Source organism: Fructilactobacillus sp. X3R2C1 (assembly GCF_059901235.1).
In genome coordinates this window covers 81,924-106,332 of the sequence record NZ_JBWXVA010000001.1, presented here as the reverse complement: position 1 = coordinate 106,332, position 24,409 = coordinate 81,924, and the positions used below count along the sequence as shown (strand labels likewise).

Genomic DNA, 24,409 nt, shown 5'->3' with positions numbered 1-24,409 from the left:
TATGTAAATTTTTTAAAATTTGCTACAATAAAGTTAGTAAAGTAAGGAGAATGTTCCGTGGAAGATAACATCCAGTTAGGTGAAAAATCCTTTGATAAAATGATGTTTGTACTTAATAAGCCGGTGAATGAGAAGAATCACCTTGACTATAAGTTCAAAGATTATGAGATGCAGCAAATTGCTGATGACATTTGGGCAATGCCTGCTTACATGAAAAAAGACGATGATTTTACCATTTTTTTCATTGTCACCAGGGTTAATAGTGGCGAGATTGTGGTAGCAATGGCAACTGGTCAGTCTGGTAAAAAAGGTCAGTTTGATCTGTCACGACCAGTTAATACGGGTGCCGGATTAAACGAATTATATAAACACGATCAGGACCAAGCGAAAGAAGCTCTTCACTTTTTGAATTTAATTTCAAAAGCTGGCGAGGGTGAATGGCGAATGGTAGAAGACTAAACAGAAAATAGGAGAGTTAACATGGCTCAAATTTATTTAGCAAGTCCATTTTTTAGTAACGAACAAATTCAAAGAATTGAAGTTGTTGAACACGCATTAGAGGCAAATCCAACGGTGACTGATTTTTATTCGCCACGTAAACATCAGGACGCTGAAAATGAGCAGTTTACCCTTCCGTGGGCGAACGAGATCTATCATCGTGACATGGAAAATCTAGAAGCAGCTAAAGCAGTGGTGGCTGTGGTTGATTTTGGTGGTAGTAATGTTGATAGTGGCACTGCGTATGAGATTGGTGCGGGGGTTCAAATGGGAAAGCCCGTTGTGGTCTTTCAGCAAAAGGATGAACCACTTAACCTAATGATCTCAGAAAGTTTGCATGCTTACCTGAAAAACGGCGAGCAACTCCAGGCTTATGATTTTACTAAGATGCCAGAGAGTCACTATACAGGGAACATTTTTTAAGTCGAATTAAAGGAGAAAGATTATGAATAATGATCAATTATCTGGAATGAGATTTTTCGAAGTAACGGTATTAAATGCAGTCATTACGATTCTTGAATTTTTGGGTGGGATCTTTTCGGGAAGTTTGTCACTTCTTTCGGACGCCTTCCATAATTTGGGGGATTCCATTTCAATTGTATTAAGCTATATTGCTCATCGAATAAGTAAAAAACAACAAACCAAACAGAACACTTATGGCTTTAAACGAGCTGAAATTATTTCGGCGTTCTTGAATTCATTGTTTTTGATTTTAATTTCGCTTTTTTTGATTATTGAAGCTGTTAAGCGAATTTCACATCCAGAAACAATTAATGGGCCAGTAATGCTGGTGGTTGCAGTTGTCGGAACTGTGGCCAACTTCTTTTCTGCTTTTTTGTTAAATAAAGGCGCTAAGCACAACTTGAACATGAGAGCCACCTACCTCCACTTGTTGAGTGATTCGTTGTCATCGCTTGGAATTATCATTGGTGGAATCTTAATTGCTTTCTTGAATTGGACAATTGTGGATCCAATTGTGACCATCCTAGTGGCACTTTACATTATGTGGGAGAGTTGGCCCATCATTAGGAAAACGGTGGGGATTTTGATGGAAAGTGCACCCAAACTGAATTATGCTGCCATTAAAAAAGATCTATTAAAAATTGATGGGGTGACTGGTGTTCACCACGTGCATGCGATGATGGTGGATGAAAACAGCATCGTTTTTTCGGCTCACGTTAATATGAAAAATATGCCCTTAGATCAGGTCCAATTAATTTACGATAAGATTAATAAATTATTGAAGAGTAAGTATCACATTGACCATGTCACGATTCAACCAGAAGTTGACCGGGGAAGACATGATGATTTATTTTACGATAACGGCAAAGACATATAAAAAAACAGTTTCTTTCTACTAGAGAAAGAAACTGTTTTTTTGTGATTTTAAAGTGATCTATAAAGTGCTGTCTGGATCTAATTTATTGGTTTCGTTAACATACCATTCTGACCAATCAGTGGTGGGGTTACCGTTTTCAAAGTAAGTCTGACTTAATTTACTTAAAAGGATTGCGAAATCACCATAGTCAAGTTCAATGATGTCAGCGACAACGTCTCGTGGACTATTATTACTCAGAGTGACGATTTCACGGTTTAAATCAGCAATTACACCAGATTCACCGTCAAAAGTACTCATAACTTCCAGGTTGTTGTTCCTAAATAGTTTGATGTAGAAAGGAACAAAATCGTTAACAACCTTTTTTTGGCCCTGCTCACTTAAATCACTAAACTTTACATTGTCACTCATATTTTTCCTCCTGTATGATACCGTTACAAATCTAATTTAATTATATCTGTCTGGATACCATTCGTAAAATAGTTTTTTTGTAACGAAAACTCAATGAGATTTTTTACTTATATTTTGATATGCTAGAAATATTAAAGAAAAGGGGTGAGTCGCATGTTTGGGAAGAATCAACTGGATCCGGATTCTCGTTTTCGTAATTATAGTGACTTGGTCATTAAGACCTGTATGTTGGCGGGTAAAATCATGATTGAAAATGGGTCAGAAATGACACGAGTTAATGACACCATTAAGCGAATCGCACGAAATGCTGGGATGCCAAACTTGAAGACTTACATTACGATTACTGGAATTATGATTTCCGTTAATGATAATTCAGAAACTCAGATTACTGAGATTGATAAGCGGGCTTTTGACTTAAGAAAAATCACGGCTGTGAACGATTTATCGCGACGCTTTGCGGAACACAAGACAACGTTAGAGCAGTTCTATCAAGAATTGCAACACGTTAGTGATCTGGATACTTATTTTCCGTATTGGATGAAAATGTTAGCGGCTGCGGTCCTTTCAGGATCCATTGAAGTGGTTTTTCGTGGTGATTATTCGGTATTCTTTATTACCTGTCTGATTGGGATGTTAGGTTGGATTATTTTTGACTATTTGAATCGTATCGTGAAAGTTGAGTTTATAAACGAATTTACTGCGGCCATTTCAATTGGCATGTTAGCCATGCTAGCCCGAAAGTTGGGACTTGGAAGTGGTGTGGATAATATGATTATTGGGAGTGTGATGCCGCTTGTTCCTGGCGTCCAAATTACTAATGCGGTCCGAGATTTAATGTCTGGCAACCTTGTTAGTGGACCAGCTAGAGCAATGGAAGCCATTATGGGAGCGTGTGCTTTAGGATTTGGAGTGGCACTTGCTTTGAAGTGGTTTGGATAGGGGTGTTTATGATTGAAATTTTAGTGAAAATAATTGGAGTTTACGTTGCCACCCTTTGTTTTGCAATTTTGATCAACGTGCCACCGCGTGCTCTTAATCTAGGTGGATTGGTGGGGGTTGCCAGCTATTTAGTGTACCTAACCTACAATTCGATTTTTGGTGGTTACGTTGGTGGAAACGTCTTTGGAGCGTTTACGATTGGGATCTTGGGAATGCTGGCAGCTCGGTACAAAAAAATGCCAATCATCGTTTTTAACATTCCAGCGTTAGTTCCGCTTGTTCCCGGTGGACAGGCGTATGAAGTTATGAAATACATTGCAACGGGCAACACGCACTTAGCGTTTGTTTACTTAATGCAAGTCGCGATGATTGCAGGAGCGTTGGCGATTGGGTTCTTACTAGCCGAGTTGGCGATTCAACTGTTCTTTCACATCACCCATCTTTTGAAAGGAATCGTATCTTAATTGAAAGTAAAAACCACATTGACAAGCGGCCAATGTGGTTTTTAGTTAGTTTGAAGCTGTTTGACAAAGTCTTGATAATCCTGCTCCTCACCGGTATCGGTGATTTGAATATTATCGAGGTTGGCGTTTCTTAGGTCACCTTCACTAATATTTAACTCATTAGTAAAAGTCGCATTTCCAATCAAATGAAGATCGTAGTGAACCCCACTGCGTTTTATGTGAGTTTTTACCATCCCACCTGGATTATAAATATTGACGGTTTCGTCAAAGTCCGAATCATGAGTTAAGATTTCGTAAATTAGACTGGTGGCCGTCATTCCAGTCCCACAGGCATTTGTAAGACCTACACCCCGTTCGAAGGTTCGAACGAAAAGTTCATTTTGATCCATAACGTTAGCAAAACTAACGTTGACGCCGTCCGTAAAGTACTTGTTTTTTCCGTTTAGCATTTTGCCTAGCTTAACTAAATCGTCTGATTTAACTTGATCCATACTCATAAAACTAATGAGATGAGGATTAGGCACTGCGACCGCTGAATAATCTAATCCAGAAATGAAATCATTGACTGGCTGATCTAACAGTGGTGTTTTGATATTTTCAAGGGGCAGACTCTTAGCGTCAAATGAAATTGGTGAGATCTGGACACTAAAGGCGGGAACCCCAGGTGCAATGTCGCTTTCTTTTGTCACATCTAGATCTGCATCGTTGGTTTCAACCTTGAAAGCATCCTGACCAAACTTTTGTGACAAGTACCGAGAAACGGTCCGAAGTCCATTTCCACACATTGAAGCTTCACTGCCATCGGCGTTAAAGACTCGCATTTTTCCCAGTGCATTGGGATGGCTTGATGAATCAACCACCAAGACCCCATCGGCGCCGTTTAAAATGTGATTTTTGGGGTCTGAAATGGTTTGAGCAAGTTTTTTAAGTTCCGAGTCAGTTAGTTTTTGGTCTAATTCGGTTTGATCCAAAATAAAGAATTGATTTTCGGATCCGTGTACTTTAAGTAATTTAGTCATAATTTAGTCTCCTAATAAATTAGTCGGTTGTTGTCAAAGAAGTTTCTGTAAATTAGCTTGACGGCTTTATCTGAATCTTTAATGTCAGTTCCAAGCATCACGGAAATCTTGGAAGCTCCTTGATTAATCATATGAATGGAGATGCCATTGTCGGTTAGGGGCCGAATGATTTTTTCAATGGTGTGATTATCAGACTGCATTCCCTCGCCAACGATCATAATAATGGCATAGTCATTAATCCAACGAATTTGATCGGGATGAAGGGCATCTTTGATTTCTCTCGTAATTTCTTTGACGATATGGTCATTTAGTTGGGCCTTATCAAAGATAATGGTCAGGTCATCGATTCCAGAAGGCATGTGTTCGTACGACACGTTGTATTTGTACAGAATTTTGAGAATCTTAAGGGTAAAACCCACTTGTTTGTTAAGCAGGTAGCGATGAATGTACAGTGCTGAGAAGTGCTTGGCACTGGCTACCCCGGTAATTACGCGAGTTGGCTGAAATTTATTTTCAGGAACAATCAAGGTTCCGGGTAAATCAGGGGCCGATGTATTTTTCACGTTGATCGGAATTCCGACCTGAATTGCTGGAATGATGGCTTCATCATGAAAGACTGAGAAACCAGCATACGAGAGTTCTCTCATTTCTCTATAAGTCATTACGTCGATAGCTTTCGGGTTTTTAACCACCCGCGGGTCAACCGAATAGATCGCGTTGACATCGGTAAAGTTTTCGTATAGATCAGCTTGAAGCCCACGAGCTACGATTGAGCCGGTAATATCGGAACCACCTCTTGAAAAGGTAGCGATTTGATTATCGTCATTGACCCCAAAAAATCCTGGAAAGATCATTTTTTCTTTAACGTCACGAAATCTTCTGATGTTTCCGTAGGTAACTGGATTGATTTGCGCATCGGCAACGTCGCCGGTGACTTTAAAACCAATTTCTTTTGGATCCATAAATCTTGCAGGAATTTTAAGTTGGTTTAAAATCATCGTCAACATTTGCGCGTTGAGGTACTCTCCCTGAGCTTTAAAGGTACTCATTAGATGAGCAGAATCCAGAAACGATTGATTAGGTAATTCTCTTAACTGTGAGACAATTTGGTTAATCTGTTTCGTCTGAACGTTAAATGATTCACCAATTTCTTGATAGCGATCAATAATTTGATTAAGAATGTCAGAAAAGTCTTCATGGTCAAGAACTTTGTTAGCGTACTCGATTAATAAGTCGGTAACTTTTACGTCACCCTTGAAGCGAGTTCCGGGAGCAGAAACAACGACTGCCTTCCGATCTGGATCTGATTTGATGATATTAATTACCTTTTGAAATTGGGTTCCGTTAGCTAGTGAGCTTCCGCCGAATTTGGTTACTTTCATGAATTATTCATCCTTAAGAATTTAATTAAGTTGAATTGTAGCATTAATTTTTAATTTATCAATCTTGGAACCCAAAATATGTGAAATAATTATTAATTTAGATGATATTAATTGACGAATAGGTCAAAATGGGTTATATTTTTAACAAATTTAAATAGAGGTTGCAGGTAACAAGATTAGCTAATGGAGATTTACTCGTCGAAGAAGTTAGTGAAAGGGTTGTTTGCCGAAGCACTCTGTCAGAGTAGTGGCACTGGTGCTGGGACGTGATTTAATAAATCGCGGACTGTCGCAGATATTCTGCGGGGAGCTATTCAAGAATATTTGATCAAATAATGTCAAATTAATTATTTTTAGATCTTTTTGTTCAACTCCTGAGCAAAAAGATCTTTTTTTATAAATTATTTAAGAGGTGTGAGATGAAGTCGGTTATTGATAAGCAAGACATAAGAAATCATGATTTGTACATTGGTGGGATTAAGGCCAGTGATTTAGCAAAAGAATATGGAACACCCCTAGAGGTTTATGACGTTAGTAAGATCAGGAGTCAAATTGAAAAATTTAAACGGGTTTTTGAGGACCGTAAAGTTAAATACTCGGTTAATTATGCTAGTAAGGCGTTTGCCACGGTTGGAATGTATCAAATTGTGAAGCAAGAGGGAGCTGGAATTGACGTAGTTTCCGGTGGTGAGTTGTACACTGCGCTTCAAGCTGATTTTCCGATGGCACGGGTCAGTTTTCACGGCAACAATAAATCAAAAGACGAACTAACGATGGCTGTCAAAAACGGAGTGGGAACGATTATGTTGGATAATTTCCATGAAATTGAGTTACTCCACGACGTGCTAGAAGAGCAAGATAAAAACATCGACGTGATGTTACGGATTACCCCTGGTATTTCAGCTCATACTCATGAGTACATCCAAACGGGTCAGGTCGACAGTAAGTTTGGATTCGATCTGGCATCAGGACAAGCTGATGAAGCTTTACAAAAGGTCCTTTCTGAGAAGCGAATGAATATGAAAGGGGTTCATGCTCACATTGGGTCTCAGATTTTTTCACCCGAAGGCTTTGTGGGAGCTGCCGATAAACTTGTTGATGTAATGAAGCACTGGCATGACGATTTTGATTACACGGCGAAAGTAATCAACGTTGGTGGTGGTTTTGGTATTCAATACACCGACGAAGAACATCCCGTCGCCCCAGAGGACTTCGTTTCAGCCATTGTGGATGAGATTAAAGAAAAAACGATTGAGGCTGATTTACCAACTCCATCAATTTGGATTGAACCGGGCCGTTCAATCGTCGGTTCAGCAGGTTATAGTTTGTACACAATTGGTTCCAGAAAAGATGTCCCCGGGATTAAGTCGTACGTTTCCGTTGATGGTGGGATGGGTGATAACATTCGGCCAGCTTTATATGAAGCAGACTATGAAGGCGCTCTTGCAGGCAATGTTGATGGAAAGCCGGTTGAAACCGTCCGAATTGCCGGGAAATACTGTGAATCAGGTGATATCTTGATTAAGAATCAACCGCTCCCAAAGAGCCAACTGGGAGACATTTTTGTAATCTTTAACACCGGGGCTTATGGCTACTCAATGGCTTCCAACTATAATCGAAATCCACGGCCAGCCGTTGTGTTTGTTGAAAATGGTAAAGCACAATTAGCGGTCCAACGTGAGAGTTATGCGGACCTGATCCACTTAGATAAGAAATTAAAGGAGAACTAGAAGATGGTACAATTAGATGCACAATCAATCATTAAATTTATTTCTAACTCAGACAAAAAGACCCCAGTCAAGGTTTATTTGAAAGGCAAGTTAGGAAAAATCAAATTTCCTAGGGGAATTGAGAATTTTACCACTAACAAAACTGGTGTCATTTTTGGTGACTGGACCAACGTTTCAAAATTTCTGAAAAAAAATAAAAAATTAATTAGTAATTATGAAATCGAAAGTGACGCTAGAAATTCTGCCGTTCCATTACTTGATACCAAGAATTTGGACGCTCGGATTGAACCCGGTGCGATTATTCGTGATCAGGTTTCAATTGGAAAGCATGTTGTCATAATGATGGGAGCATTAATCAACATTGGAGCTGAGATTGGTGATGATTCCATGATTGACATGGGGACCATCCTGGGTGGTCGTGCGATCGTTGGAAAGCATTGTCACATCGGTGCTGGTGCTGTTTTGGCCGGTGTGATTGAACCAGCTAGTGCTAAACCGGTTCGAATTGACGATAACGTCTTAGTTGGTGCTAATGCAGTTGTGATTGAAGGCGTTCATGTTGGTGAGGGTGCAGTGATTGCTGCTGGCTCAGTGGTTTTGCATGATGTTGAACCTAATACCATGGTAGCCGGGGTTCCTGCTAAAAAGATCAAGGACATCGACACTCAGACCAAGTCTAAGACTAAACTTGAAGACGACTTAAGGAAGTGATGAATGTGTCAGATAACCCGACCAAGTTGAGTGACGATGATCTTCTTGAAATTTATCGTCATCTTCACCAAATCCCAGAATTAGCAATGCATGAGTTTCAGACCCATGAATATCTAAAAGAAGTCATTGATAAGTTTAAAACGGACTACATGGAAGTTAATGTACCAGAAAAGTTACCAACGGCGATTTTGGTGCTGGTCCATGGAACTGATCCCAAGCGTACCATTGGATACCGAACGGATATTGATGCGTTACCAGTTAATGAAAAAACGAATTTAACGTTTGTGTCAAAAAATGATGGCGTGATGCATGCGTGTGGTCATGATATCCACATGACGGTTGCGTTGAGTATCCTGAATTACTATGCTGCTCATCAACCCCAAGATAATTTGTTAGTTTTTTTTCAACCAGCTGAAGAAAGTGAAAATGGCGGTAAAGTGGCATACGAGGACGGTATTTTTACCGGGAAGTGGCATCCAGATGAATTTTATGGTCTACATGACAACCCCCAGCTTCCTGTTGGGGCAATCGGTTGTCGGATGGGTACACTGTTCGCTGGGACAACCGAGGTCAACGTTGACCTGATCGGAAAAAGTGGTCATGCTGCTTATCCGCAGGATGCAAACGACATGATTGTGGCCGCCAGTCAGTTTATTAATCAGGTTCAGACGATTGTATCAAGGAGTGTTGATCCGATTGAAGGCGGGGTTGTTACCTTTGGAAAAATGGAAGCCGGTACCATTCGAAATGTGATCGCTGGTCATGCTCGAATTGAAGGAACGATTCGGGGTCTGACCCAGAAAATGATTGAGTTGATTGATAAGCGGTTAAAAGAAGTCGCTAATGGGATTTCAGTGAGTTACGACTGTCAGGTTAAACTCAACCTGAATCAGGGCGGTTATTTGCCAGTTGAGAATAATCCGAAGTTAACCAGTAATTTTATTGATTACATGGAAAAGCAAAAAAACGTTGATTTTATTAACACGATGCCCGCAATGACGGGAGAAGATTTTGGTTATTTGTTGTCAAAAATCCCCGGAACAATGTTTTGGTTGGGAATTGGTGACCCAAAGTCTCAGCTTCATGAGGCGACGCTTACCCCCAATCCAAAGGCAATTGCGATTGGAAGTAGAGCCATTATCGGATTTTTGAATTATCGAATGCAACAAGGAACAAAAAAATAGGGGAGATCATAATCATGGTAGAAAAAGCAGATTTATTAACGGCCATCGTCACCCCGTTTGGCAATGACGGTGAGGTTGATATTACACGGCTTAAGAAGCTGATTAAACATTTGGTTGATACGGGGACCAATGGATTTGTGGTCGGCGGAACGACTGGTGAAACTCCGACATTATCTGAAGACGAAAAATTAAAACTGTACGGTGAATTTGGCAAGATTGTGGGCGATCAGTATCCGGTAATTGCAGGGACTGGTTCAAACAATACCCGACAAACGGCTGAGTTTAACCAGAAAGTGATGCAATTAGATGGGATTGATTATGGCTTGGTGGTTGTGCCTTATTACAACAAACCCGACCAACGGGGCATGAAGGAACACTTTAAGTACGTTGCCGATCATTCAGATAAACCAATCATCATCTATAACATTCCTGGACGAACGGGCGTGAACATGAATAAGGAAACGGTCGTGGAATTATCCGAATACAATAACATTGCTGGAATTAAGCAGTGTGGCTCACTTCCTGATATGGAATACATCATTTCCAACACTCCAGATGATTTTCTGGTTTACAGTGGTGAAGATCCACAAGCACTAGCAACTAAGATGCTTGGTGGTGATGGAGTGATTTCGGTTGCTTCTCATGTCTATGGTAAGCAATTAAGGGAAATGTACGATGATTTAGATCAAGGTGACTTTAAAGCTGCCGGGAAACTACAGCGTTGGTTAACGCCAAAGATGCAAGCTTTATTTATGTATCCTTCCCCGTCACCAACTAAAGCCGCTTTAAATGCTAATGGTTTAAATGTGGGTGGTTGTCGTTTACCAATTGCAACCCTAAATCAAGATGAGAAAAATGAATTGGCAAAAGCACTAGACGTTGATTCTTTAGGAGACATTTTAAATGATTAAAGTATTAGTAGCGGGCTTTCGTGGCTCAATGGGCCAAAAGGCCGTTAAGATGATTGAAAAGAATGGTGATTTTAATTTGATAGGCGTATATGACCCGAAAGCGAACGATTTGAGTCCTGAAAGTTATGATTTACCAAAAGACGTAAAAGTTTATAACGATTTTGATCAGATTAAGGGACCAGATGTAGACGTTTGGGTTGATTTTACGGTTCCAAAAGCAGCTTATCCAAACACTAAATTTGCCTTGGATCATGGGATTCATCCGGTTATTGGAACCAGTGGGTTAAGTGATGATCAACTAGCTGAGTTGCAAAAATTAGCGGACAATGAAAATGTGAGTGGGATTATTGCACCGAACTTTGGAATTTCAGCGGTATTGTTAATGAAATTTGCTAAAGAGGCAGCTCAGTATTTCCCTAATGCAGAGGTGATCGAGATGCATCATCAGGATAAAAAAGATGCTCCGTCTGGGACCGCCATTAATACCGCAAAGTTAATCAGTGAGGGAAGAAAGAAACGACCCAAAGCTTTATCCACTGAGGAAACCCTAAAGGGTGCTCGCGGAGCTGAGTATGATGGAGTTCCGATTCATTCCGTTCGACTTCCCGGATATGTTGCTCATGAACAGGTGCTGTTTGGCGGAGATGGTGAAGCACTCACTATTCGTCAAGATTCTTTTGATCGTGATTCATTTATGAATGGTTTAAAAGTTGCCATTGAGAGAGTTGACGGTTTAGATGGGTTAGTTGTTGGATTAGAAAATATTTTATAGAGGGGCAAGTAGTAATGAAAGAGTATAATGTCGCAATTTTAGGTGCCACTGGTGCCGTTGGAACACGTCTCATGGATAAGTTAGCTGAATCAAGTATCCCGGTTAAAAGTCTGAAATTGTTGGCTTCTACAAGATCCGCTGGGAAAAAGCTCGAGTATCAAGGTGACGAGTTAACCGTCGAAGAGGCTACTCCCGACTCATTTAACGGTGTTGATTTAGTCCTTGCTTCAGCTGGCGGTTCGGTTTCCAAAAAATTGTTACCGGAAGCCGTGAAGCGTGGTGCCGTTGCAGTTGACAACACGAGTGCGTTTCGAATGGACCCGGATGTTCCCCTGGTTGTGCCAGAAGTGAACCCAGATGCTTTAGAGAATCATCATGGGATCATTGCCAATCCAAACTGTTCCACCATTCAAATGGTAGTAGCGTTAGAGCCGGTTAGAAAGCAGTTTGGGTTGAAACAAATTATTGTTTCTACTTATCAAGCTGCTTCAGGTGCCGGTCAGAGTGGACTTGATGAATTAAAAGATGAAGCGCAAGAACACCTTGATGGCAAAAAGATGGATGCTCACATTTTCCCGGTCAAAGGTGAAAAGGAACATTATCCGCTAGCGTTCAACCTCTTGCCCCAAATCGATGTGTTTGAAAAAGACGGTTATACTCACGAAGAGTGGAAGATGATTCACGAAACGAAGAAAATCATGCTGAATGATATGGATTCTGGAGATATTAAGGTGACCGCTACCTGTGTCAGAGTTCCAGTGGAGATTTGTCACGGTGAGTCAGTTTATTTCACGGTCAAGGATGAAAAAGCCGCCAGTCGTGAAAAGATCCAAATGATTTTAAATGATGCTCCGGGAGTAACTCTTAAAGATGATCCCAAAAAACAACTCTACCCACAACCAATCGACGCTGCTGGCAAAGAAGATACATATGTCGGAAGAGTTCGACCGGACCAAGAAAATGGTGATGCCTATAATATGTGGGTAGTAGCCGACAATTTATTAAAGGGTGCTGCACTAAATACGGTTGAAATTGGCGAAGAATTAGTTAAAAGAGATTTAATTTAATGATTGAATTTCTTGACGATGATGATAGGGAAGAGGATTAACATGCCTACTTTAAATGAAAACTTGCAAAATCGGTTTAACAAGAATTTAACTCAACTGCAACCATCAGCAATTCGAGCTTTTTCGGAGTCGATATCTGATATTGACGGGTTGATTATGCTATCAGTGGGAGAACCAGGATTTAACACCCCTGAACACGTTAAAAAAGCAATGATGAAGAGTATTGAAGATAATCACTCGCATTATTCTCCTCATAAAGGAATCAAATCTTTAAGAGATGCCATCAGCAACTTTATGGCAAAGAAATATAATTTAAAGTATGATCCTAATACTGAAGTAATGGTTAATATGGGAGCAACCGAAGCGCTTGCTTCGTCGATTCTTTCCACGGTTAATCCTGGCGATGAAGTTTTGATTCCAGCACCTTTCTATCCCCTATACGAGTCATTAGTACGTTTTGCTGGTGGGAAACCCGTGTTTATTGATACGTCCACTTCTGATTTTGTTTTAACACCTAAAGAATTGGATGAGGCACTCTCAAATCATCCCAGTGCTAAAGCGTTGATCTTAAATTATCCAAATAATCCAACGGGGGTTGAATACACACCAGAGCAGTTAAAAGCCCTTGTCCCAATTCTGAAACAACATTCACTCTTTGTGATTACCGATGAGATCTATAGTGAGTTAACCTATGGTATTAAACATCATTCACTGGCAGAGTATTTACCTGATCAAACGATTGTAATTAATGGAGTGTCTAAATCTCACGCAATGACTGGTTATCGACTGGGGTTCACGGTTGGACCCGCTGAATTTATCACTCAGGCTAATAAGATGCATGGTTATTTAGTTTCGTCACCATCAGACCCTGCTCAGTATGGTGCACTTGAGGCACTTAAGAATGGGATGGATGATGCTTTTTCGATGCGAGATGAATACCAAAAGAATCGGGATGAGGCCATTTTCCGGCTAAAGAAGATGGGGCTTGATCCGATTGATCCTACCGGAGCGTTTTATATTTTCGTAAAAATTCCAGCAAATTATGGAAATGATGACGTTCGTTTTGCCAAGGATTTAGCGCAAAACGCTAAAGTTGGGGTAATTCCCGGATCAGCGTTTGGTGACGGTGGTAAAGGCCACGTTCGGATTTCCTACGCTGCTTCTAGTGATGATTTAAAGGAAGCACTAAGTCGGATGGGAAATTATTTAAGTTAATGTAATTATTAAAAAAGCGGAATTAGACATTTGTCTAATTCCGCTTTTGTTTAAAATTGTTTAAAGGTGCAGGTACGTTCCAAGGAAAAAACTAATCATCAAGATGATGAAGACGATGGTAGTAATGATGACGTACATCTTATCGTGTTCTTTATAGAATGAATAGATTGATACGACCACCCTTAGAACCGGCGTTAGGATCAAAGCAAAAACGCCTAACATCATGATGGAATAGGGTTTTAATTGAATGATTCCCTTTAGCAGTTGACCAAAGGAGGTTAGGTAATAGTGACTGCCAAACCCCGTTGTTCCGGTAACAAGGTACAAGAAAAGTCCAAAGACCATGATGATGACGGAAATAATCACGCCGATACGCATGATTTTTCCGATAATTTTTTCGATTCGAATATTTTCAGCTTCTTGATTTTTCTCACTTTGATTTACATTATTTTGAGTGCTCATGATAAGAAGTTCACCCCAAATCCTTTAAGAATCATTTGAACGCCAAGGTAAATTAGGATGGGAATAAAAATAATTCGAATTAATTTGGAAGGCATGATTTGCATCACACGCGACCCGACGGTTGCTCCAACGATAATTCCAAGCGCCAGTGGGACGGCAATCTGAGGCAAAATTGATCCGTTAAAAAAGTAAATGGTGGCACTCGCTGCTGCCGTGACCCCCATCATTAAATTACTGGTGGAACTTGATGGTTTGAGTGGCATCTTCATGAAAGTGTCCATCGCAATCACCTTAAAGGCACCTGATCCAATTCCCAGTAAACCACTGGCAATTCCAGCACCAAACATTACGGTTAAACCAGCTGGAACGTTTGTTACCTTATAGTCAATCTGCTTTTTTAGGTTTTTATCGTAGTAAGAACCATTTAGCTTGAGTTCTTTTGCAATTTTATCTTCACTGGTTGTATTCGTTTGAACCTGTTTGCCCCAAATCTTTTTAACCATATTTAAACCGGAAAAGAAGAGTAACAGGCCAAATAAAATGTAGAGAAAGATTGGATTGATCACTCCAGTTAGTAAAGCACCGGCAACGGCCCCAATGGAAGTAGCAATTTCTAGAAACATGGCTACCCGTAAGTTTAAGACGTTGTCTTTTAGATAGGCGATCGTTGCTCCTGAACTGGTAGCAATCACGGCAATGATACTTGCACCAATCGCATACTTAATGTCGAGATTAAATCCGATGGTTAAAACCGGTGTAATGATCATCCCACCACCGATTCCTAGGATTGAACCCAGAACACCCGCAAAAACTCCTACCAGTAACATGATAATAAGGCTATGAATCATTAATAAAACTCCAATCTGTAAAATTCATGGTGCAATTATATCACACTAATCACGGCGATTTTGGTGCTTCTCTCAATCGGCTAATCGATATTATGTTATACTTTTTTTATATGAATTCTTGGAGGTATGGCATTTATGATGATTGGAAGGGACGTTAGTCGTCCGTACAAATTAACAATTGCGTTTCTCTTATCGTTAATCCTGACGATTGGAGTCAAAATGAGTTTTGGCTACGTTGACTTTTTAGATTCAATGATAATTGGAACCATTCAAGGGTACCCGTCTTCATTTGAAGAAACAATTTTCTCAATGATTAGTTTTGTCGCGAGTCCCAAGATGGATATTGTGTGGATACTTATAATTGCTGTTTTGTTGTGGTGGTTTAAGTATAAAATACCGGCATTCTTTTCGTTGGTACTGGTTTTTGGTGGAGATGCCATTGGATTTGTGATTAAACACATCGTAGCCAAGCCCCGTCCTTCAATGCATTTGCCGGGGGACACTGGCTTTAGTTATCCTAGTGGACATGTTTTAGGAGCTTTTCTAGTGATTAGCGTCCTGTGGATCATAGTGGTTCCAATGATTAATCGACAATCAACTAAATGGATTATTAGAACTATTTTAGCAATTGTTCTTTTCCTAGTGATGATCTCACGGGTTTATCTGAATGCCCATTTTCCTTCAGATACCGTTGGTGCCGCCTTAATTGCTTACACATGGCTTCAAGTTTGTGAATATGGGTACGTAAAGTGGGCCAAGAAGCTAAGTACAACAAAGATTTTTCAGAATACAATTTACTAATTTCATGAAAGTGATTGATAATCGTTAACTTATCACTTATACTTTACTTATAATGAAATATGAATTCTAAGAAGAGGCGCGACTTTTATCAGTAATTTGCCAGAGATTCACTTAATCGATGAGGGCTTATGAAAGGGAAAGTTGCCGAAACTGATCACGTGGTAAATGATTGGTTGGGTTTTGATTTAATAAGTCAAGGACTGTCGTGTGTTGCACGGAGAGCTTTCTAAGATTACGATTAGTAAGAATTTGTGGACTCTTTTGGAAGTTATTCAAGAGGGTCTTTTTCTTTGTCGTTTTGTTATTGGGTTTCTTCTTAATTATTTAGGAGGAGAATTTATGTCTGAAAAAAATGGAAACGGACAGGTGAAGCGGGGATTAAAGTCTCGTCATGTGTCTATGATCGCCCTTGGTGGTTGTATTGGAACCGGTCTTTTTGTGACTAGTGGTGGAGCAATTCACAATGCTGGTCCCGGTGGTGCGTTAGTAGCATATGTATGTATGGGAATCATGGTTTATTTTTTGATGACTAGTTTGGGAGAAATGGCCACTAATATGCCAGTCTCTGGATCATTTGCTACATATTCAGCTAAGTACGTTGATCCAGCTTTAGGGTTTGCAATGGGTTGGAACTACTGGTTTAACTGGGCAATTACGGTGGCGGTTGACGTTAGTACGGTGGCAATCGTCATGCAATTCTGGCTGCCACATTTTCCGAGTTGGATTTGGAGTTTAGCGGCTCTGTCACTGATTTTGTTGATTAACATCTTATCCGTCAAGGCGTTTGGAGAAACTGAGTTCTGGATGTCTTTGATCAAAGTGATCACGATTTTTATCTTTCTAGCCGTCGGAATTTTGACCATTTTTGGAATTATGGGTGGTCACTTTATTGGAATGAGGAACTTTACCTATAAGCAGGCTCCCTTCGTAAACGGGATTCCCGGCATTCTGAGTGTTTTCGTAATTGCTGGATTCTCATTTCAAGGAACTGAGTTAGTTGGAATTACAGCTGGAGAGTCAGAAAACCCGCGGGAGACGGTTCCAAAAGCGATTCATGAAGTATTTTGGCGCATCATTTTATTCTATATTCTGGCAATTGTTGTGATTGCTGCAATTATTCCATATACTAGTCCCGATTTGTTGGGATCAAGTGCTTCAGATGTTGCCATTAGTCCGTTCACGATTGTGTTTGAACGTGCCGGATTAGCTGGAGCTGCAAGTATTATGAACGCGGTCATCTTGACCTCCGTGATTTCTTCAGCCAACTCTGGGATGTATGCCTCAACGCGAATGTTGTATTCGATGGCCGATGAAGGTTATGCTCCAAAAGTTTTTGGCAAAGTATCTAAGCGTGGAATTCCAGTGTTAGCGCTCCTAGCAACCATGGTGATTTCGTTGTTGACTTTTATGACAAGTATCTTTGGATCTAAGATTTACATGTGGTTAGTGGCTGCTTCCGGGTTGACTGGATTTATTGCTTGGTTCGGGATTGCTCTTTCACATTATCGATTTAGAAGGGCGTTTATAAAACAAGGACACAAAGTTTCAGAACTTAAATACCATGCGACTTGGTTCCCGGTCGGTCCAATTATCACTTTAATCCTGTGTATCGTTGTTATTTGTGGTCAAGATATTGGTGCCTTTGCTCACTTCAACTTATTTGAGATTGCGGTCACGTATATGAGTGTTCCGTTGGTTATCATCTTGTATTTTGGGTACAAATTTGTTCATCATACCCATATCATTCCTCTCGATAAAGTGGATGTCTCACCTTCAGAAGATTATACGGATGAAATTAAAAAGAATGAAAGCTAGTCTTAAATTCATGATTTTTAAATGGTACAATTACAATTGCAAATTCTTTAAATTAGTCTAAGGGGATCAAATAAATGATTGTATTATCAGGAACTATTGGAGCAGGGAAGACCACGTTAACGACATTATTGGCTGAGAAACTAAACTCACCAGCATATTACGAGTCCGTTGATGATAATAAGATTCTTCCGTTGTTTTACAAAGACCCAAAAAAGTATGCTTTTTTGCTTCAGATTTATTTTTTAAATAAACGTTTGGACAGCATTAAAGAAGCTTCTTCTGATAAGTACAGTGTGATGGATCGTTCAATCTTTGAAGATTCATTACTGTTTCATCTAAATGCTGACCTTGGTCGAGCAACTGAAACAGAAGTTCAAATTTATGATTCTTTATTAAAGAACATGATGGAACCGATCCCTAACGGTAAATATAAGAAAATACCGGACCTACTGATTTATATTGATATTTCTTTTGATACGATGCTTAAAAGAATTAAAAAGCGTGGAAGAAAATACGAACAGATCGATAATGACGCTAGTTTGTATGAATATTATCGTGAGTTAAACCAGAGATATTCGAAATGGTACGAGGATTATAACTTATCTCCTAAGATTAGGATTAACGGGGATAAGTATGATTTTGTCGAAGATGCGGACGCCAGAAACAAAGTTTTAAAGAGACTTTCTGACAAAATTCAAGAAGTATTAGGATAATTTAAGAGATTATTGTATAATTGACGCAACAAATAAACGTGACGTGCCCATTAAGTAGAATCACAGAGAGACAATGTTGGTGAAAATTGTCATTTGAAAATTCCAGCACGTATTTCGGGCGGCCAATCCCGCACGGCAATTACCGTTATTAATTAATCGAGTGCCTTAATTGGAACTTGGGTGGTACCGCGAAAAGACTTTCGTCCCAATATGACGAGGGTCTTTTTGTGTTTTTTAAGGGAGGAAATTAAAATGTTAGATATGAAGTTGATTAGAAGTAATCCAGACTGGTATAAAGGAAAGCTAGCCGAGCGAAATGTGCCTGGCGAAGTGATTGACAATTTACTTAGAAAAGATTCAGAACGGCGTGATCTAATCGTTAAAAGTGAGTCGCTTAAAGCGGAACGAAATGAGGTATCTGAGAAAATTTCACAGCTCAAGCGCAATAAAGAGGACGCAAATGATCAAATTACCAGAATGCGTGAAGTTGGAAAAGAGATCAAGGCGCTGGATGAAAAGCTAGAAACTATCAAAGCCGAACAACATGATATTGAGGCTCATTTACCCAATGTTCCTGCTGATGAAGTTCCCGTTAGTCTCACCGAAGAGGGTTCAAAAGAGTTAAGACGAATTGGTGAACCACGGAAGTTTGATTTCACCCCTAAACCCCACTGGGAAATTGGCGAAGACTTAGATATTTTAGATTTCAAGCGAAGTGCTAAGGTATCAGGAAGTCGCTTCGTATACTATCTAGGTGCAGGAGCCAAATTAGAACGTGCGGTATATAATTTCTATTTGGATCAAAACACCGATGCTGGATACACCGAAGTCTTACCCCCATACATGGTTAATTCTGATTCAATGTTTGGGACCGGGCAGTTTCCTAAATTCCTAGAAAATAAGGCTGGATTTGAGATTAAAGATAGTGACTTGACCATGATTCCGACTGCTGAAGTTCCACTGGTTAATTTCTATCGCGACGAAGTCATTTCTGAAGAGAAGTTACCAGTGAAATTCACAGCCTTGACCCCAGCGTTTAGATCAGAAGCAGGAAGTGCCGGAAAAGATACCCGGGGCTTAATTCGATTGCATCAGTTTAACAAAGTTGAAATGGTTCAGTTTACTAAGCCCGAGGAGTCTTGGGATGCTTTAAAGGAAATTACGCATCAAGCAGAGACATTACTTCAGAAACTCGGTCTGCCTTATCATGTCATCACGCTAACATCAAGTGACATGAGCTTCACTGCCGCCGAAACCCATGATCTTGAAGTTTGGATGCCAGCTCAAAATCGGTACCGCGAAATTTCAAGTTGTTCTAACACGCTTGATTTTCAGGCAAGACGAGCTCACATCCAATACAGAGATGAGAACGGTAAATTGCAGTACGTTCATACGTTAAATGGTTCTGGCTTAGCCGTTGGTAGAACGGTTGCCGCTATCCTTGAAAACTATCAAAATGAAGATGGAACGGTGAATGTGCCCGAAGTTCTTCAACCTTATATGCATGGGATGAAGAAGATTGTAAAAAATGAAAAATTTTAACAAAAATAGTAGAAATCAATAAGACATTCCGGTATAATAATATTTGTTGTATGACTGGTTTGAGAAGAATTGATCGTTGAAGCGTAACCAATTTGTTCTTGACGCTTAAACATCAAAATGATATTATTTAATAGTTGTCGTTGCGCTTCATTGCAATGATATCTATCAATGGAGGATTAGCTCAGCTGGGAGAGCATCTGCCTTACAAGCAGGAGGTCACAGGTTCGATCCCTGTATTCTCCATTTGAGCCGTTAGCTCAGTTGGTAGAGCATCTGACTTTTAATCAGAGGGTCGGCGGTTCGAACCCGCCACGGCTCATTGCCAGTAACACATTATTATGCGGGCGTGGCGGAACTGGCAGACGCGCTAGATTTAGGTTCTAGTGTCTTAGGACGTGGGGGTTCGAATCCCTTCGCCCGCATTGATTTTTCGCCGACTTAGCTCAGTTGGCTAGAGCGCTTCACTAGTAATGAAGAGGTCGTAGGTTCGAATCCTATAGTCGGCATATGCGGAAGTAGTTCAGTGGTAGAACGCCACCTTGCCATGGTGGAGGTCGCGGGTTCGAATCCCGTCTTCCGCTTTTTTTGTTATCATACTGCCGGAGTGGCGGAATTGGCAGACGCACAGGACTTAAAATCCTGCGGTCAGTGATGACCGTACCGGTTCGATCCCGGTCCCCGGCATTTAAAATTTAAAACAGTAAGAGAGTCCTATTACTAGGACTCTCTTTTTTGTTTAAAATATTGATTCAAGGTAGAAATACGGGTCCGACAGCGCTATCATAGAGTTAAATTGATGTTGTGATGTGGGTAATAAGTTGATTTCCATTTACATGACAAGTTAGAATTACGATAACGGTATGATTGATCAAATAAAGGAGAAGCGATATGAAACTCGAGAAAAAATCGCCTTATGGGCTTAACAACGTAAGTGCTTTACTTAATGACGTTTCAATGAATGATGATCAATTAATTCATGTTGGTGAGAAGATGAGTAATGATGCCAACATGGAAGCCATGCGGAATTTCAAAGCTAGAAAGCGGGACATTAAACCAATTTTGACTGAGCGTGATTCACTGCTACTTAGTGGACTTTTAGGATTAAAACGAGAACGAATGGCCAAAAATCCATTTTCTTTTTATCGGGGAAGCGTTGAGCTGATGAATCATGATTTAGGTACTATTCCCATGAGTGATATCAATCTGTTGATTGCAGGTGACGCTCACCTTGGCAACTTTGGTTTTTATGGTTCTCCAGAGCATCAACTTTTGTTCGATTTAAATGATTTTGACGAATCTCACGTAGGTCACTTTGAAGATGACTTATTACGTTTTCTAGTAAGTGCTTTATTGGTCGCGAAGCAACAAGGATTTGACATCACAAATGAAGTTAATCCGTTTTTAAGGGATGTCTTGGAGGCTTATCGTAGTGCCTTGGTCAGGATGACGGAGATTCCAGCCATGGATAAACTGACATTGCCTAATTCCATCAGAAATATTTCTAAGATTTTTGGTACATTAAAAGACGGTGAGAAGCATTTTAAAAAATCGTTTCAAAAAATTACCGCTAAGAGTATTAACAAGGCCCTTAGAAGTACTTCTGACTACGCTGTGGAAAAGTATACAACCGTTCTTAAAAACGGGGAACGGCGCTTTATTGATAATGAACCGGTTACGGTTCACATTGGGAAAAAAGATTATCAAAAAATTAGTGATGGACTCGATCGTTACTACAATCATACTAAAAGTGATATCCGTTTCTTTCTCTCTAACTTCCAGATCGTCGACATTGTAAGACACAGTGTGGGAGTGGGAAGTGTTGGCACCCTTTGCTTTTTAGTTTTACTAGAGGACGCTAACAATAATTACTTGGTTTTGCAGATTAAGCAAGCCCTTCCAATTTATAAAAACAATGTTATTGGTATGAACAAAAATGATTCATTGGGTGAAAATATTGTTGATTGTCAGCTGATTCTTCAAACTGCATCTGACCCATTTTTAGGATGGTTTAATACTAGTAATAAGAGTTACTACGTGCGTCAATTTAAGGATATGAAGGGTTCCGTAAATCTTAATAAGTTGGATTTAGACGCTTTTAAGGATTACGTGTTAGTTTGTGTGATCTTACTTGCACGGGCACACAGTCAATCACCAACGTTTCCGATGATTATCGGGTACCTAAAAAATAGCGACAAGTTCAAAAAGTCATTCATTGAGTTCGCCAATGAATACATGAAACAAGTTGAGATTGATTATGATACGTTTATTAAGGATTTGAAATAACATGAAGATAAATGAAGAGTATGTTGACTCGTGCTATAACCGGGATTTGAGTTGGACTTTATTTAATCGAAGAGTGATTAATCTAGCCACTGAATCGTTCACTCCGTTTTTGGAAAAGCTGAAGTTTTTAGCAATTGGGTCAAATAATTTAGATGAGTTTTATAGTGTCAGGGTTCCAAGCGTTCAAGGGCAAATGGAGCTTAGTGATAATGGGATTGAAAAGAAGTCTGGACTTCACTATAGTCAGATCCTCGATCAGATTCATGATCGTAATGATGAAAATTTTAAGATCCAATACAATGATTACGATAAATTAAATCAAGAATTAAAGGAGAGAGATGTTTGTTCGATTGAGTCTTATGCAGACCTTAATGACAAACAAAAGGATCAAGTCAATCAATACTTTATTAAGAAGATTCAACCATCACTTTCCTTTAAAGAGTTTGATGAAAATTATGATTTAAAGTTTCTTTCTAACAAGCAAATTGCGATTGGCGTCTTAGTCAAGGGTGATGATAAAAAAGCCATTCGGATTATTCCCATTCCTTCTAAGTTTGACCGCTTGCTTTCGGTTAAATCGAACGGGATTGATACGTATATCTTACTTGAAGATTTGATTAATCATAACCTCAAGCGTCTCTTTAATGGAAAAGAAATTACTGGAACGGTCGTTTTTAGAGTCACGAGAGACCTTGATGCCACCTTAGATGTTGAAAAAGAGGATAATAATTTTGAAACAATTTCTCGGATGCGTCAGTATCTTGTTGACCGGGAAAAAGGAAAGGTAACTCGATTTGAAGTTGAGGAATTTGATGGTAATACTGACGATGATTTCTTAAATGATTTTATTGATAAGTTTAAGATTGAAAAGAACGCTATTTTTAAGATTCCTGGTCCCGTTGATTTAACTTATCTATTTGAGATCGTCAGTAAGTATTCGCCTGATTATCCAGAATATTGTTACGCAAAATTTAATCCTCGAACTTGGCCGACTTCCGCCTCAATCCTTTCGTACTTGGATCAAAAGGATCTCCTTATCCAATATCCATATGATTCGTTTAGTCAGTTTTTGCAGTTCTTAAAAGAAGCAGTCGAAAATCCTAAAACTGTTGCGATTAAACAAACCCTGTATCGGGTTTCAAAACACTCTGAAGTGGTTGATTTACTAGCAAAAGCCGCTCAAAAGGGAATTAAAACCACCGTTGTGGTTGAATTAAGAGCTCGTTTTGATGAAAAGAACAACTTGAAAGTAACTGAAAAACTGAAGAATGCTGGTGTTCATGTTATTTTTGGAAAAAAAGACATGAAAGTTCATAGTAAAACTTGTTTGGTGTTAACAAAAGAGGGCAATCACCCCAAGGGCTATATCCAGGTTGGAACGGGAAACTACAACATGCAAACCGCGAAGGGATTTGTTGATCTCAGTTTCTTTACCAGTAAGGATGATTATGTTCAAGACCTATCAAAATTTTTCGATTACTTGCAAGCTCCAGATGCCGCTCAACCCAGTTATCAGGTTTTATCAGCTTCTCCCCATCAAATTCAAGATCAAGTGATTGATGGGATCCAGGAAGTTAAAGAAAGTTATTTAAGAACCGGCAAAGGAGCAGTCTTTTTAAAGATTAACTCGTTGACTGATGTAGAAGTGATTTCAGCCATTTATGATGCAGCCAGAGTGGGTGTACCATTTAGGCTCGTTGTTAGAGGAGCTTGCTGTCTTAAACTTGGAATTTGCGGGAAAAAAGAAAAAATCGTGGTTTCAAGCATTGTTGGTGAGTTTTTGGAACATAGTCGAATTTATGGATTCTTCACTCAGGATGATTCTAAATTGTGGATATCTTCTGCTGATTTAATGACAAGAAACATGGATAACCGTGTCGAGCTAGCGGCGCCAATTCTCGATTCAAAACTAAAACAACAGCTTTTAAACATCATCGACATTTACGCTCAAGATGATGTGGATGGGAGTTTTTTAAAGCCTGATGGTGAGTACTTTAAATTCAAGCATCCCAAAGGGAAGTCCGCCCAACAGACCTTCTTAAAGATTATCGATGATCCCAAATTAAATAATAAAAAGCACGTTTCTAAACGTCATGACATTCGGATTAACGTTAAAAACGATTCCAAATTAAAAAACGAGTGGTTTTATGTTTCGATTCTAGTCGTTACGATTATCGTAGTAGTGGGCGTGCTATTGTGGTGGTGAAAATAACCAGATGTTTCTGGTTATTTTTTTATTTTTCTTTTCCAAAATCGGATACTTCTGGTATAATAATATATGTTCGCTGATGAATGTGAACGTTTAA

General features: G+C 39.6%; 23 protein-coding genes, 6 tRNA genes and 2 riboswitches. Of the genes, 24 read left to right on the top strand and 5 right to left on the bottom strand.

Annotated elements, in window-relative coordinates; all coding sequences use genetic code 11:
* Positions 1 to 57 precede the first annotated feature (57 nt).
* Genes AC6UDB_RS00585 through AC6UDB_RS00575 form a run of 3 tightly spaced genes read left to right on the top strand, consistent with a single transcriptional unit; the run spans position 58 to position 1,837 of the window.
* Positions 58 to 459, top strand: a complete 402-nt coding sequence (locus AC6UDB_RS00585; protein WP_500693512.1) for a hypothetical protein — start codon at positions 58 to 60, stop codon at positions 457 to 459.
* A gap of 21 nt (positions 460 to 480) precedes the next feature.
* Positions 481 to 921 carry a nucleoside 2-deoxyribosyltransferase gene (locus tag AC6UDB_RS00580; protein ID WP_500693513.1) on the top strand — a complete coding sequence of 147 codons (441 nt, stop codon included), beginning with the start codon at positions 481 to 483 and terminating at the stop codon, positions 919 to 921.
* 22 nt (positions 922 to 943) lie between these two features.
* On the top strand, positions 944 to 1,837 hold the full coding sequence (locus AC6UDB_RS00575) for a cation diffusion facilitator family transporter (RefSeq protein WP_500693514.1): 894 nt from the start codon (positions 944 to 946) through the stop codon (positions 1,835 to 1,837).
* Positions 1,838 to 1,894: 57 nt separating this feature from the next.
* Here the strand turns inward: AC6UDB_RS00575 and AC6UDB_RS00570 are convergent, their stop codons facing one another.
* Positions 1,895 to 2,245 (bottom strand): hypothetical protein, encoded by a 351-nt coding sequence (locus AC6UDB_RS00570; protein WP_500695246.1) that lies wholly within the window; start codon positions 2,243 to 2,245, stop codon positions 1,895 to 1,897.
* 153 nt (positions 2,246 to 2,398) lie between these two features.
* Between AC6UDB_RS00570 and AC6UDB_RS00565 the strand changes: the two genes are divergently transcribed.
* Positions 2,399 to 3,184 carry a threonine/serine exporter family protein gene (locus tag AC6UDB_RS00565; RefSeq protein WP_500693516.1) on the top strand — a complete coding sequence of 262 codons (786 nt, stop codon included), beginning with the start codon at positions 2,399 to 2,401 and terminating at the stop codon, positions 3,182 to 3,184.
* An 8-nt stretch (positions 3,185 to 3,192) separates the two neighbouring features.
* The gene (locus tag AC6UDB_RS00560) at positions 3,193 to 3,648 is read left to right on the top strand and encodes a threonine/serine exporter family protein (RefSeq protein ID WP_500693517.1); all 456 of its coding nucleotides are present in this window, start codon (positions 3,193 to 3,195) and stop codon (positions 3,646 to 3,648) included.
* 41 nt (positions 3,649 to 3,689) lie between these two features.
* On the opposite strand, the gene dapF is transcribed toward AC6UDB_RS00560, so the two are convergent.
* Both dapF and AC6UDB_RS00550 read right to left on the bottom strand, forming a co-directional pair.
* The gene (dapF, locus tag AC6UDB_RS00555) at positions 3,690 to 4,667 is read right to left on the bottom strand and encodes a diaminopimelate epimerase (RefSeq protein ID WP_500708860.1); all 978 of its coding nucleotides are present in this window, start codon (positions 4,665 to 4,667) and stop codon (positions 3,690 to 3,692) included.
* 11 nt (positions 4,668 to 4,678) lie between these two features.
* Positions 4,679 to 6,049, bottom strand: a complete 1,371-nt coding sequence (locus tag AC6UDB_RS00550; RefSeq protein ID WP_500706305.1) for an aspartate kinase — start codon at positions 6,047 to 6,049, stop codon at positions 4,679 to 4,681.
* Between the two features lie 147 nt (positions 6,050 to 6,196).
* Positions 6,197 to 6,370: riboswitch (Lysine riboswitch) on the top strand.
* 98 nt (positions 6,371 to 6,468) lie between these two features.
* Here AC6UDB_RS00550 and lysA point away from each other — a divergent pair.
* Genes lysA through AC6UDB_RS00515 form a run of 7 tightly spaced genes read left to right on the top strand, consistent with a single transcriptional unit; the run spans position 6,469 to position 13,639 of the window.
* The gene (lysA, locus tag AC6UDB_RS00545) at positions 6,469 to 7,779 is read left to right on the top strand and encodes a diaminopimelate decarboxylase (RefSeq protein ID WP_500708859.1); all 1,311 of its coding nucleotides are present in this window, start codon (positions 6,469 to 6,471) and stop codon (positions 7,777 to 7,779) included.
* A gap of 3 nt (positions 7,780 to 7,782) precedes the next feature.
* Positions 7,783 to 8,490 (top strand): 2,3,4,5-tetrahydropyridine-2,6-dicarboxylate N-acetyltransferase, encoded by a 708-nt coding sequence (gene dapD, locus AC6UDB_RS00540; RefSeq protein WP_500708858.1) that lies wholly within the window; start codon positions 7,783 to 7,785, stop codon positions 8,488 to 8,490.
* Positions 8,490 to 9,674: an N-acetyldiaminopimelate deacetylase gene (locus tag AC6UDB_RS00535; protein ID WP_500708857.1), complete on the top strand. Its 1,185-nt coding sequence runs from the start codon at positions 8,490 to 8,492 to the stop codon at positions 9,672 to 9,674. The genes dapD and AC6UDB_RS00535 overlap by 1 nt, the downstream gene beginning before the upstream one ends.
* 14 nt (positions 9,675 to 9,688) lie before the next feature.
* Entirely contained in the window at positions 9,689 to 10,585 is an 897-nt protein-coding gene (dapA, locus tag AC6UDB_RS00530; RefSeq protein ID WP_500708856.1) for a 4-hydroxy-tetrahydrodipicolinate synthase, read from the top strand.
* Positions 10,578 to 11,357: a 4-hydroxy-tetrahydrodipicolinate reductase gene (gene dapB / locus AC6UDB_RS00525; protein WP_500695240.1), complete on the top strand. Its 780-nt coding sequence runs from the start codon at positions 10,578 to 10,580 to the stop codon at positions 11,355 to 11,357. The genes dapA and dapB overlap by 8 nt, the downstream gene beginning before the upstream one ends.
* A 14-nt stretch (positions 11,358 to 11,371) precedes the next feature.
* Positions 11,372 to 12,424, top strand: coding sequence for an aspartate-semialdehyde dehydrogenase (locus AC6UDB_RS00520; protein WP_500708855.1), 1,053 nt, complete (start codon positions 11,372 to 11,374; stop codon positions 12,422 to 12,424).
* Between the two features lie 42 nt (positions 12,425 to 12,466).
* The gene (locus AC6UDB_RS00515; protein ID WP_500708854.1) at positions 12,467 to 13,639 is read left to right on the top strand and encodes an aminotransferase class I/II-fold pyridoxal phosphate-dependent enzyme; all 1,173 of its coding nucleotides are present in this window, start codon (positions 12,467 to 12,469) and stop codon (positions 13,637 to 13,639) included.
* Positions 13,640 to 13,699: 60 nt separating this feature from the next.
* Here the strand turns inward: AC6UDB_RS00515 and AC6UDB_RS00510 are convergent, their stop codons facing one another.
* Both AC6UDB_RS00510 and AC6UDB_RS00505 read right to left on the bottom strand, forming a co-directional pair.
* Positions 13,700 to 14,101, bottom strand: a complete 402-nt coding sequence (locus AC6UDB_RS00510) for a DUF1634 domain-containing protein (protein WP_500708853.1) — start codon at positions 14,099 to 14,101, stop codon at positions 13,700 to 13,702.
* Positions 14,098 to 14,949: a sulfite exporter TauE/SafE family protein gene (locus tag AC6UDB_RS00505; RefSeq protein WP_500693528.1), complete on the bottom strand. Its 852-nt coding sequence runs from the start codon at positions 14,947 to 14,949 to the stop codon at positions 14,098 to 14,100. Before AC6UDB_RS00505 ends, AC6UDB_RS00510 begins: the two co-directional genes overlap by 4 nt.
* A 135-nt stretch (positions 14,950 to 15,084) precedes the next feature.
* Between AC6UDB_RS00505 and AC6UDB_RS00500 the strand changes: the two genes are divergently transcribed.
* The 12 genes from AC6UDB_RS00500 to ppk1 all read left to right on the top strand — a co-directional run bounded on the left by AC6UDB_RS00500 (position 15,085) and on the right by ppk1 (position 24,309).
* Positions 15,085 to 15,750, top strand: a complete 666-nt coding sequence (locus AC6UDB_RS00500) for a phosphatase PAP2 family protein (RefSeq protein ID WP_500708852.1) — start codon at positions 15,085 to 15,087, stop codon at positions 15,748 to 15,750.
* A gap of 63 nt (positions 15,751 to 15,813) precedes the next feature.
* A riboswitch (Lysine riboswitch) is annotated at positions 15,814 to 15,983 on the top strand.
* Between the two features lie 106 nt (positions 15,984 to 16,089).
* Positions 16,090 to 17,565, top strand: coding sequence for an amino acid permease (locus tag AC6UDB_RS00495; RefSeq protein WP_500696525.1), 1,476 nt, complete (start codon positions 16,090 to 16,092; stop codon positions 17,563 to 17,565).
* 74 nt (positions 17,566 to 17,639) lie between these two features.
* Positions 17,640 to 18,278, top strand: a complete 639-nt coding sequence (locus tag AC6UDB_RS00490; RefSeq protein WP_500696526.1) for a deoxynucleoside kinase — start codon at positions 17,640 to 17,642, stop codon at positions 18,276 to 18,278.
* 252 nt (positions 18,279 to 18,530) lie between these two features.
* Complete coding sequence (serS, locus tag AC6UDB_RS00485) at positions 18,531 to 19,820, top strand: serine--tRNA ligase (RefSeq protein ID WP_500693532.1); 1,290 nt, start codon at positions 18,531 to 18,533, stop codon at positions 19,818 to 19,820.
* A 170-nt stretch (positions 19,821 to 19,990) separates the two neighbouring features.
* Positions 19,991 to 20,063: transfer RNA gene (locus AC6UDB_RS00480), tRNA-Val, on the top strand.
* A gap of 3 nt (positions 20,064 to 20,066) precedes the next feature.
* A tRNA-Lys gene (locus tag AC6UDB_RS00475) sits at positions 20,067 to 20,139 on the top strand.
* Between the two features lie 21 nt (positions 20,140 to 20,160).
* A tRNA-Leu gene (locus AC6UDB_RS00470) sits at positions 20,161 to 20,242 on the top strand.
* A 10-nt stretch (positions 20,243 to 20,252) separates the two neighbouring features.
* Positions 20,253 to 20,326: transfer RNA gene (locus AC6UDB_RS00465), tRNA-Thr, on the top strand.
* A gap of 3 nt (positions 20,327 to 20,329) precedes the next feature.
* Positions 20,330 to 20,401: transfer RNA gene (locus tag AC6UDB_RS00460), tRNA-Gly, on the top strand.
* A 17-nt stretch (positions 20,402 to 20,418) separates the two neighbouring features.
* Positions 20,419 to 20,504 (top strand) — tRNA-Leu (locus AC6UDB_RS00455).
* 204 nt (positions 20,505 to 20,708) lie between these two features.
* Positions 20,709 to 22,103 (top strand): DUF2252 domain-containing protein, encoded by a 1,395-nt coding sequence (locus AC6UDB_RS00450; RefSeq protein ID WP_500708851.1) that lies wholly within the window; start codon positions 20,709 to 20,711, stop codon positions 22,101 to 22,103.
* Between the two features lies 1 nt (position 22,104).
* Positions 22,105 to 24,309 (top strand): polyphosphate kinase 1, encoded by a 2,205-nt coding sequence (gene ppk1 / locus AC6UDB_RS00445; RefSeq protein WP_500708850.1) that lies wholly within the window; start codon positions 22,105 to 22,107, stop codon positions 24,307 to 24,309.
* Positions 24,310 to 24,409 lie beyond the last annotated feature (100 nt).